This window comes from Rhizobium sp. BK181 (assembly GCF_014193305.1).
Lineage (GTDB): Bacteria > Pseudomonadota > Alphaproteobacteria > Rhizobiales > Rhizobiaceae > Rhizobium.
In genome coordinates, this window is the sequence record NZ_JACHZA010000036.1 from 1 (window position 1) to 11,109 (window position 11,109).

At 59.5% G+C, this 11,109-nt stretch carries 9 protein-coding genes and 1 pseudogene; all 10 read left to right on the forward strand.

What is annotated here, in order from left to right; translation table 11 throughout:
- Positions 1–359 precede the first annotated feature (359 nt).
- Positions 360–695, forward strand: coding sequence for a hypothetical protein (locus tag FHT77_RS30940; RefSeq protein WP_183759282.1), 336 nt, complete (start codon positions 360–362; stop codon positions 693–695).
- Positions 696–830: 135 nt separating this feature from the next.
- Entirely contained in the window at positions 831–1,037 is a 207-nt protein-coding gene (locus FHT77_RS30945) for a hypothetical protein (protein WP_183759283.1), read from the forward strand.
- A 180-nt stretch (positions 1,038–1,217) separates the two neighbouring features.
- Positions 1,218–2,024, forward strand: coding sequence for a pseudouridine synthase (locus tag FHT77_RS30950; RefSeq protein WP_183759284.1), 807 nt, complete (start codon positions 1,218–1,220; stop codon positions 2,022–2,024).
- A gap of 4 nt (positions 2,025–2,028) precedes the next feature.
- Complete coding sequence (locus FHT77_RS30955; protein WP_183759285.1) at positions 2,029–2,724, forward strand: phosphoribosyltransferase; 696 nt, start codon at positions 2,029–2,031, stop codon at positions 2,722–2,724.
- Positions 2,725–2,831: 107 nt separating this feature from the next.
- Positions 2,832–4,574, forward strand: coding sequence for an SLC13 family permease (locus tag FHT77_RS30960; protein ID WP_183759286.1), 1,743 nt, complete (start codon positions 2,832–2,834; stop codon positions 4,572–4,574).
- An 81-nt stretch (positions 4,575–4,655) separates the two neighbouring features.
- Positions 4,656–5,600, forward strand: coding sequence for a phosphoribosylaminoimidazolesuccinocarboxamide synthase (locus tag FHT77_RS30965; protein WP_183759287.1), 945 nt, complete (start codon positions 4,656–4,658; stop codon positions 5,598–5,600).
- A 103-nt stretch (positions 5,601–5,703) separates the two neighbouring features.
- Complete coding sequence (locus tag FHT77_RS30970; protein WP_183759288.1) at positions 5,704–6,306, forward strand: TetR family transcriptional regulator; 603 nt, start codon at positions 5,704–5,706, stop codon at positions 6,304–6,306.
- Positions 6,307–6,443: 137 nt separating this feature from the next.
- Positions 6,444–7,661, forward strand: coding sequence for an efflux RND transporter periplasmic adaptor subunit (locus tag FHT77_RS30975; protein ID WP_183759289.1), 1,218 nt, complete (start codon positions 6,444–6,446; stop codon positions 7,659–7,661).
- Positions 7,662–7,704: 43 nt separating this feature from the next.
- Positions 7,705–10,809 carry an efflux RND transporter permease subunit gene (locus FHT77_RS30980; protein WP_183759290.1) on the forward strand — a complete coding sequence of 1,035 codons (3,105 nt, stop codon included), beginning with the start codon at positions 7,705–7,707 and terminating at the stop codon, positions 10,807–10,809.
- A 157-nt stretch (positions 10,810–10,966) separates the two neighbouring features.
- A pseudogene (locus tag FHT77_RS31880) lies at positions 10,967–11,109 on the forward strand (nodulation protein NodT); the annotation flags it as partial.

An 11,109-nucleotide genomic window follows, 5' to 3' on the forward strand; every position in this document is an offset into this window, starting at 1 on the left:
GCGCCGCCGCCCTCGTTCAGTGAGTGGGCTTATAGATCCTACCCCTTTTCTAAGTCAACAGCGCAAAACAAAGTTTTTTGACATTTTTGTAACACACTGATTCGATTGACGGATTTTCGGGAGAGAGTTATTCACACGGCAGGATCGCGTGGGAGCGCACCTCGAAATTCCCTTACCGACAGGTCGAGGAGCTCCGTTCCCCCCCTCCAGATCCCTTACAGAACGCCCAAAAGCGGTGCCAGAGGGTTGAAACTCGACCAAAAAGGATCATTTGCCCCTCACGGCCCTGCAGATCCGACCACCCGGAACCTATCGCAGCTCTTTTGAGTTCTCGTTTGTGTAAAGGAAAGGAGAAAGACATGGCTGTCACCACCGACGACATCAAAGCTTCCGTCAGCAAGGACATCGCCGCGCTTCAGCAGGAAGTATCCCGCCTACAGAAAATGATCTCGGCGCAAGGAGCCGAAGCCTATTACGAAGTGCGCGAACGGGCCGGCAAGGCTTATGATGATGCCCTGCCCCGCGCAAAAGGCGCGGTCGCCCAGATCCGGGCTGAAGGTGTGGCGGCCGCAGGCGCCGCCCGTGAGCACGCGGCTGCGACGACGACCGCGTTGGCACTTGCCGCTGCGGTTGGCTTTCTAGCCGGCTATCTCCTAAGTGGCAGCCAGCAGCCTCCACGCCATTGGTGGCACTGATCGACGCCGGTAGGGCGCCTGCCTTTATATCGGGACCGCTTTGATCTGAAGATCAACGCGGTCCGTAATACTTTGGTCTTAGAAAAACCAAGTTTTGTCGTTACTAACGCCGCTGGAATAAAGGGAGGACTATTGATGGAGAGCAAGCAAGCACATTTTATAGTCGAAGTCAGCGTTGATGGCGTCAACGGCCGTAAGGCGGTAGGCATCATGAACATGCGCCAAGCCCTTGAACTGCCCGAATTGCCGTTCCTATCCTATACGCATCCCGATCCCGCCAAAGCGGCAGCGGGCATCGTTATCAGCCGCCAGGAGCTCGCCGGTTTCATGGCCCGCCACTGAGATGTTGCTGACCTAACCTGAAGAATTGAAGATGGCGCCATTGGCGCCTTCTTGTTTCTTCAGCCTTCCCCTCGCCTCCAGATCGTCGTCTCGTTGTCCCCGGTTTTGATTGCCGCTTGCTGGCATAGTGCCCCTGTTCGTGTCATTACGACTTCTCCGAAACCGACAGGAATAAACAGGGTGAGGCAGCGGCGCCCAATACAGACATCGCGCGAGCGCACGAGACCAAGCGATGAAGCGCTAGCAAAGCGTGTGACGCTACCGCGCGCGCTTTCAAAGCTCGGTTACTGTTCGCGAACGCAGGCTGAACGGCTGATCCTCGAGGGTCGCGTTTCGGTTGACGGACGGAAAGTCACCGACGTCTCCGCCTGGGTGGACCTGACATCGGCAAAGATCCGCGTCGACGGGACCAATGTGGTTGCCGAGGCGAAGATCTATCTCATGCTGAACAAGCCGCGCGGGCTTGTGACCACACGCGATGACCCGGAAGGCCGCCCGACCGTCTACGACTGTCTCACGGATTTCGACGTTCCGCACCTGTCGCCCGTCGGCCGCTTGGACAAAGCGAGCGAAGGCTTGCTGCTCTTTACCAACGACACCGTGTTCGCCCAGGCTCTGCTCGATCCCCTCACCCACGTCAGCAAGACCTACCATGTGCAGGTCAATCGGATCATGGACAGCGAGATGCTGGCCGAGATGACCTATGGCCTCCGCCACGATGGCGAGGTTCTCAAGGCGATCTCGGCAAGATCATTGAGGAACGGCGAAAAGAATGCCTGGATCGAGGTCGAACTCGATGAAGGCCGCAACCGCCAGATCCGCCGCATGCTGGAAGCGCTGGATATTGAATGCCTTCGTCTTGTGCGGGTTGCGATCGGCGATTTGGCGCTGGGTGAGTTGCCAAAGGGTGCGGTGCGCGCCTTGACGGACGCGGAACTGAAGGAACTGCGCAGGCGCGCGGGCATGGAAACGACGAGACGGAATTGACAGCATGACGGAATTGGCGGCACACGAGTTTTGGCAGGAGATCCACAATCCGGGCACCTTCCCGAGCGACGGCGACATCTCGTCTTGCTACGTTGCCGAGCTAGGAGACGGGCGACAGCTTCGCCTGCCGGTGCGCGTGCTGGCCGACGGGCAGCATGCCTTGGCGTCTCTAATCATCAACCAGGCGAGCTTCGCGGTGCTCGATGTGCTGGCTCAATCGCTTGCCGAGAAGATGGAGCGCTTCAAGGTGGAGGTGGTCGCGGGTCTGCCGACGCTCGGGCTGACCCTTGCCGCAGCCGTGGCGCAGAAGTTGGGGCACGCAAGATATGTCCCCCTCGGAACGTCTCGAAAATTCTGGTACCGGGATGACCTTTCCGTTGCGCTCTCGTCGATTACCACGCCCACCCAACAAAAGCGTCTTTATATAGACCCGCGCATGTTGCCCCTCCTCGAGGAACGACGCGTGGCGCTGATCGACGACGTCATTTCCAGCGGCGCCTCGATCGTTTCGGGGTTGCAACTTCTTGCCGGCTGCGGGATCGAGCCTGTTGCCATCGGTGCGGCAATGCTGCAGTCACGCCGCTGGTGCGAGACGCTCGACGCTGTCGGTCCGCAATGGCGTGAGAGAACAGTGGGCGTGTTTTCTACTCCAATGCTGGAGATTACCGATACCGGCACGTGGCGCCGGGCTGCAGCCTAAGGTCAGGACCTGAGCACCTTGGCAGACCACCGACTGGAATATTTCGCTCTATACAGCGCCGACCGAACCGATACATTCTCGCGATGGATTGAGGTTCGGGGCAAACCATGACGTTCGAGCAAGCATCCTTGCTGATCCTGCTGCTCGCGATGCTCGTCCTGTTTTCGTTGGAGCGCTTCCGCATCGAGGTGATTGCGATTACCGGGCTGCTCGCCGGATACGCCTTCCGCCTCTATTCGACCGAACAGGTCTTTTCTGGCTTTGCGAGCCCCGTCGTCATCACGGTCGTCGAGATCCTGCTGATCGTGCAAGTGCTTGCGCGGGCGCAAATCTTCGATCAGCTCGCGGATTTTTTCGTGAGAGCCAGATTTTCGAATACCGCTGTCATCGCCACCCTGTCGGGAGCGGCCGGTTTCATTTCCATCTTCATGAATGACATCGGCGCCTTTTCGATCGCCCTGCCGGCAACGCTGCGCGTGAGTGCCGCGCTCGCGATACCGAAACGGCAATTGATCATGCCGATTTCCTTTGCCGCGCTGTTGGGCGGAATCGTATCGTTGATCGGTACGCCGGCGAACATGCTCGTCAGCAATGCCTTGGCAGAGGCAAGCGGTACGGGCTTTCGGCTTTTCGACTTTGCCTATGTCGGCTTGCCGGTGGCGATCGTCGGCATCATCATTACAGCTTGGCTGGCGCCAAGGCTTTTTCCAAACGAGGAGAGCGATGCGCCTGAGCCCACCTCGTCGTCGAGACGCAGAATTGCCGAACGACGCATCCCGGCGGGCTCATCGTTGATCGGTACACGGCTTTCGGATCTGCCTGGTCGATTCTTACTGCAGCCGCATACGCTCATTCGTGATGAGAAGTTCCTTTTCGGCACGCCCGACAAACTCGTCGTCGAGCCAGGCGACCTGCTACTGGCAGAAGCGGACCACGCGGTCTTCGAGGGGCTGCAATCCGCCGGGACACTGCTTCCGCAACGACATCCGGGCCTGGCCGCTGCCGATCTGGACTATGTCGAGGCCGTCGTGATGCCTGAGAGCACGCTGATCGGCTCGCGACTGCATTCTCTCGAGGTATTCAGCAGCCGCGGCATCACGGTGTCGGCCCTCTCGATGCGCTCTCCGCGGATCGAGGGACGCTTCGCCGATCTGCAGCTCTCAATAGGCGACATTTTAGTGTTGGAGGGCGAGCAAGAAGCGATCGCCGAAGCGCTGGACGAATGCGAGTGTCTCCCGCTTGCGGCGCAGCGGCCGCCCCCAAAGTCGGCGTCCTGGCAGCCCTTTGCCATCTTCGCCGCGGGCGTCGCGGCAACGGGCTTCGAACTTGTCACGCCCGACATTGCCTTTGCCGGCGTCGTGCTTGTTCTGGCTCTTCTCAATTACCTGAACATTCGCCAGGCCATGGCGGACCTCAACTGGCCGATCATCATCATGCTTGGCGCGATGATCCCAATAGGTTCGGCGGTCGCGACAACTGGCACTGCCCAGGTCATCGCATCGGCGCTCGGTTCGATGGTGTCGCTGACCGAACCTGCCGTCGGGGTAGCGCTCGTCCTCTTTCTGTCGATGCTCCTGACCCCGTTTGTCAACAACGCAACCGTCGCGATCGTCATGAGCCCGATCGCTATCGCCTTTGCAGCAACCGCGCATCATTCTCCGTCGGCGTACCTGATCGCAGTCGCCGCAGGCGCCTCACTGGATTTCCTGACGCCCTTCGGCCACCACAACAACACCCTGGCGATGGGCATCGGCAGTTACCGGTTCAGCGACTTCCTGAAAGCCGGCGCCCCGCTGACGCTGGTGAGCTATGGTCTTGCGCTTCTTCTTATCTATCTCTTCTGGCTTTAGTAGCGGCTCTGCTTGACATCCCCGGTGATGGAACTAGAGCAGGGGAAAGTTCACGAACAATGCATAAGGATGGTCGAGCCCGTGCGAATCCTCTCCGAAGCCCATTTCCCAGAGCTCCCCAATTACTATCGTGGCAAGGTTCGCGAGAACTATGACCTGCCGGACGGACGGCGCATCATCATCAGCACCGACAGACTGAGCGCCTTCGACCGCATCCTCACCTGCATTCCGTACAAGGGACAGGTTCTCACGCAGACGGCCCGCTACTGGTTCGAGGCGACGAAGGACATCTGCCCTAATCACGTTCTCGACTATCCCGATCCGAATGTCGTCATCGGCAAACGTCTCGATATCCTGCCGGTCGAAATCGTCGTTCGCGGCTATCTCGCCGGCACGACGGGCACCTCGATCCTCACTCTCTATAAGAAGGGCGAACGCGAGATGTACGGCATGCGACTGCCGGACGGCATGCGCGACAACCAGAAACTCCCGACCCCAGTCATCACGCCGACCAGCAAGGAATTCGACGGCGGCCACGACGAGCCGCTGACGCCTGCCGAGATCGTCGAGCGCGGGCTCCTGACCAAGGAGCAATGGGAAACGCTTTCGCGCTACGCGCTGGCGCTCTTCGCCCGCGGCCAGGAACTCGCAGCCAAACAGGGTCTCATCCTCGTCGACACCAAATACGAGTTCGGCACGGACGAGAACGGCAATATCATCCTCGCAGACGAAATTCACACACCGGACAGTAGCCGCTACTGGCTTGCCGACAGCTATCAGGCAAGCTTTGAAGCTGGGACACGACCCGCAAGCTTCGACAAGGATTTCGTACGCGCCTGGGTCGCTGAACGCTGTGATCCCTACAAGGACGAAATTCCGGAGATCCCGGCCGAGCTGATCAAGCAGACCTCCGATGTCTACATCAAGGCCTATGAGACCATCACGGCGCAGCGCTTCGTTCCGGACGACAGCGACGCCACGCCGCTTGAGCGTGTCCGCAAGAACTTGTCACCCTACTTCTCGTAAAGCGTCGGGCAAGCAGCCTGCAACATTAGCTTGCAGGCATTCCGTCCTTGACGGTAGCATCGGGCCAAAATGAGATGCCGGCCACGAGCCGGCGGGGGAATGGATGGCACGCAGGCCAAGACGCAAGGCCGAGGAAACTCGCGAAGACATTCTGTCGATGGCAGAATTGTTGTTCCGTCAACGCGGCTTTGTTGCCGTTTCGATCGCCGATATTGCCGCTTCCCTCGGCATGTCGCCTGCCAACGTCTTCAAGCATTTCCGTTCGAAGACCGCCCTTGTCGACGCCATTGCAGAACGACACCTGGGCGACGTCGCGGACCGCTTTGCGGCCTTCGATGAAGGCTTACCCCCGAACGAACAATTGCTTCGCTTCGTCCTGCGTCTGCTCGATAGCCACCTGCAGGACATCCAGCAGAACCCCTACATCTTCGAAATGGTCCTGATGACGGTGCAGGCCAAGCTCGAGGCCGGCAATCGATATAGGGAGCGCATCGTCCAGAAGCTGGACGACATCATAAGAGAAGGTGTCGCCAAGGGACGCTATCGTTGCAGCAGCCCGAAGGATGCCGCCGCCACGGTTGCCGATGTCCTGGCGAGCGTCCTGCATCCCGTTCTGATCGCCCGTGACGACAAGGACACACTTGTCCACCGCGCAAAGCAGATCGTCATTTTCGTCGATGCCGCACTGCAAAATAGCGCTTGCTAAGTGACGATTCATAAATTACGTCACTTCGTAAAGTCTTTCTTAAATTCGGATCAGTGGCATTTGATTCTGGATCGATGATCGTACTTCATCGTTGAAGCAGGTCATTGGTTCGGACGCCACCGCACAAGGAATTCATTATGATACGGCGCATTTTCCTGGTTTCTTCCGCCCTTGCCATCGGCGGCGTGCTCGCCGCCTGCAGCGATAGCGGCAACAAGCAGGGGGCTGCCGGTGCTCCGGGCGCCGCGGCGCAGCAAGCCGCACCGGTTGGTGTCGTATCGCTCACGAAGGGCACCTTCCCCGTCACCACGATTCTGCCCGGACGCGCCGAGGCATCGCAGATCGCCGACATTCGTCCGCAGGTGAGCGGCATTATTCGCGAGATCCCTTTCAAAGAGGGTGGCGAGGTCAAGAAGGGCGACATCCTCTATCAAATCGAGGACGCTCCTTATCTGGCAACCGCCGCGCAGGCGCGTGCCGCCATTGCCAAGGCGGAAGCCAGCGTTCCGAGCGCCCAGAGCAATTTCGACCGCTATCAGCGTCTGGTCGGTTCCGGCGCGACACAGATCGAGCTTGAGACGGCGCGCACCAACCTGCTGCAGGCGCAAGCCGAGGTCGAATCCGCGAAGGCTGCCCTGACAGCCGCCGAGATCGATGTTGACCACACCAAGATCACCGCACCCTTCGACGGTGTCATCGACCAGACTGCATACAACGTCGGGAACGTCGTTGCTGCCAATCAGACGACGGCGCTTACGACCGTTCGCCAACTCGATCCGGTCTATATCCTCCTGACGGAATCAAGCACCAATCTCCTGCGGCTTCGCGACGCGATCCGAAGCGGCGAGGTCAAGGGCAATGCCGGCAACGCCGCCTTCCGTCTCATCCTGGAGAACGGCAAGGAGTATGACCAGAAGGGCACGCTCGATATGTCGAAGTCCGTCGTCAGTGAGACGACCGGCACGTTCATTATCCGTGTGCGTTTTCCAAACCCCGACCACGTCATCCTTCCGGGCATGTACGTCCGCGCCACGCTGGAACTTGGCGCCGAGCAGGGCTACGCGCTGCCGCAACTTGCCACCAGCCGCAACGCGAATGGCGAGTTGACCGCGCAGTTCGTCTCGGCTGACGGCAAGGTGGAGACCCGCATTTTCGAGAATGCGTCGCCTTCCAACAACGCCTGGCTCGTGACCGAGGGCATCAAGGATGGCGACCAACTGATCGTCAGCGGCCTGCAGTCGATCACGGCAGGCATGCCCGTCAAGCCAATGCCGATGAAGATCAATGACAAGGGCATCGTTGTGCCCGCTGACCAGGCCGCATCCGGTGAAGCGCAAAAGCCCGCCGCGAAGTAATCGCGACGAACCGTGATCAGAGCCGCACAGGAACAGTAAGCCAATGGCCAAGTTTTTCATCCGACGCCCGATCTTTGCTTGGGTCATCGCGATCACGATCATGCTCGCGGGCTTGCTCGCAATCTTCACGCTGTCGATTTCGCAATATCCTGACATCGCGCCAACCACCGTGCGTATCAACGCGACATATCGTGGCGCGAGCGCCGAGACGGTCGAAAAGTCGGTGACGACGATCATCGAGGACGGCATGACCGGTCTCGACGACCTGACCTATATGACGTCGACGTCGTCGACCGGGTCTGCCAGTATCTCGCTGACCTTCGGCACCAGCGCCGACCCCGACATCGCGCAGGTTCAGGTCCAGAACAAGCTCCAGCTGGTCCAGTCCAAGCTGCCTGGTGATGTCATCGACGCCGGTATCAGCGTCACCCGCTCGACCTCGAGTATCCTGCTCGTCGGCTCGCTCGTTTCGACCGATGGCAAGCGCAGTTCGGTTGACCTCGGCAACATCATGTCGACCTCGATTGAAGACCAGATTCAACGTATCGAGGGCGTCGGCAGCATTAACATCTTCGGTTCCGGTTACGCCATGCGCGTCTGGCTGGATCCCTACAAGCTGCTGAAATACCAGCTGACGACAGGCGACGTTACCTCGGCAATCGAAGCGCAGAACACCCAGGTTTCGGTCGGCTCGCTCGGCGCGCAGCCGTCGGTGGAGGGGCAGCAGCTCAACGTGACCATCACCGCGCAGAGCCAGCTCACCACCGTTTCCGACTTCGAGCACATTATTCTAAAGGTCGAAAAGGACGGCTCCACCGTCCGCCTCAGCGATGTCGCGCGCATCGAGATCGGCCAGGAAAGCTACGGCGGCTCATCGCGCTACAACGGCCAGCCGTCGAGCGGCTTTGCCGTCAACCTCGCCATTGGCGCCAACGCCATCGATACGGCCGATCGTGTCCGCTCCGCCCTCGACACCATCAGCCGCGGCCTGCCGGAAGGCGTGGAGATCACCTATCCCTATGACACAACCCCCTTCGTCGAACTGTCGATCGAGAAGGTCGTTCACACCCTGATCGAAGCCATCGTTCTCGTCTTCATCGTGCTACTGGTCTTCCTGCAGAACCTCCGGGCGACGATCATTCCGACGATCGCTGTGCCAGTGGTCCTGCTAGGCACTTTCGGCATCCTCGCGATGGCGGGATATTCGATCAACACATTGACGATGTTCGCCATGGTTCTCGCTATCGGCCTTCTCGTCGACGACGCGATCGTTGTCGTCGAGAACGTCGAACGCATCATGACGGAAGAAAAGCTTTCGCCGCTGGAAGCGACGGAGAAGTCGATGGGCGAAATCACCGGCGCTATCGTCGGCATCGCCCTCGTTCTGACGGCGGTCTTCATTCCGATGGCTTTCTTCGGCGGTTCGACCGGCATCATCTATCGTCAGTTTTCCGTGACGATCGTCTCCGCGATGCTGCTTTCTGCGCTCGTCGCGATCGTACTGACGCCGGCGCTTTGCGCGACGATGCTGAAGCCGGTGAGCGAGCACAAGAAGCACCGGATCGGCGACTGGTTCAACCGCAATTTCACACGTTCTACCAACAGCTATGTCCGGTCCATCGGCTACCTGCTGAAGCGACCGATCCGCGTCATGCTCGTCTTCCTTCTTATTGGCGTCGGTTGCGCTTATCTCTTCAACCGCCTGCCGAGCTCCTTCCTGCCGCAGGAAGACCAGGGCGTTCTGCTGACCATCGTCACCACGCCTCCCGGCTCGACGACGCAGCAGACCCAGGCTGTGGTCGAGAAGGTCGAAAAATACTACCAGGAGAACGAGAAGGACGCCGTCCAATCCGTCTTTGGTGCGCTTGGCTTCGGCTTCAACGGCTCCGGTCAGAACAGCGCGATCGTGTTCACCAAACTCAAGGATTTCAAGGAGCGCACCGATCCGAACCTGCATGCGCAGGCCGTCGTCACGCGCGCGCTCAAAACCTTCTTCACCTACCGTGAAGCGCAAGTCTTTGCCCTGTTGCCGCCGGCCATCCAGGGCCTCGGTGTCTCGAGCGGCTTTTCCATGTATCTTGTCGACACCGGCGGTCATGGCACCGAAGCGCTCGATGCGGCCTCGAAGCGATTGATCCAGATGGCAAACGCCAGCGGCAAAGTCGTGGCTCTGCGCAGCAACAATAAGGAAGTCGAGCCGCAGATGAAGATTGTCATCGACCAGGAGAAGATCGGCGCGATGGGCGTCGATATCACCGCGGTCAATTCGATGCTCTCGGTCATCTTCACAGGCCGCGACGTCAACGACTTCACGCTGAACGGCGAGATCAAGCCGGTTTACGTGCAGGGCGACGCTCCGTTCCGTATGCAGCCGAACGATCTGGATCATTGGTACGCCCGCAACTCGAGCGGTGAGATGGTGCCATTCTCGGCCTTTACCCGCACCGAATGGGTCAAGGGGGCGCCGACACTGGCGCGCTTCAATGCGGTGAGCGCCATCCCGCTCGACGGTGCCTCGGCACCCGGCGTCAGCTCCGGCGACGCTATGAACGAGATGGAAGCTCTGACAGCACGGCTGGGCGGTGGCTACACCGTGGCCTGGCAGGGCATCTCCTACCAGGAGCGCCTGTCCGGTTCGCAGGCGCCGATGCTCTATGCGATCTCAGTGCTCGTCGTCTTCCTCTGCCTGGCAGCGCTTTACGAAAGCTGGTCGATCCCGTTCTCAGTTATCATGGCCGTGCCGGTGGGTGTGCTGGGGGCTCTTGTCGCCGCTACGCTCTTTGGCCAGGCAAACGACGTCTACTTCAAGGTCGGTCTGCTGACGACGATAGGTCTAGCGGCGAAAAACGCGATCCTGATCGTCGAGTTCGCAAAGGACCGAATGGAAACAGGAATGGGGCTCTTCGAGGCAACGCTCGAGGCAGCGCGCCTGCGCCTGCGTCCTATCATCATGACGTCGCTTGCCTTCATTTTGGGCGTCGTACCGCTGGCGGTTGCGACCGGAGCGGGCTCGGCGGCACAGAACGCAATCGGCATCGGCGTGCTCGGCGGCATGCTTGCAGCAACCGCTCTTGGCATTTTCTTTGTGCCCTCATTCTTCGTTGTCATCCGCCGGCTCTTCTCGCGGGCGCAAAAAAATGAAGCGTGAGTGTTGTATAAATGCACTGTGAGAAAATGAGACTCGTTGTTACATTGCCGCCAACTGCTTCGGGATGGTGTTTCTCGTACGAGCGAAGCGCGGCCGATAGCGAAGCATGAAGGCTTCTGACAAGAATAGATTTGGTCGAGTTACAGGAAGATTTTTAATGGCATCTTTTCGCTTTGCCTCTCCGGCGCTTCTGCTCCTACTCGCGGGCTGTGTGAGCGGTCCGGACCATGTTCCCCCGGAGATGCCGCTTCCGGCGAAGTTCAGCGAGGGTGGCGCCAAGAACATTGGCGACGTGTCGAC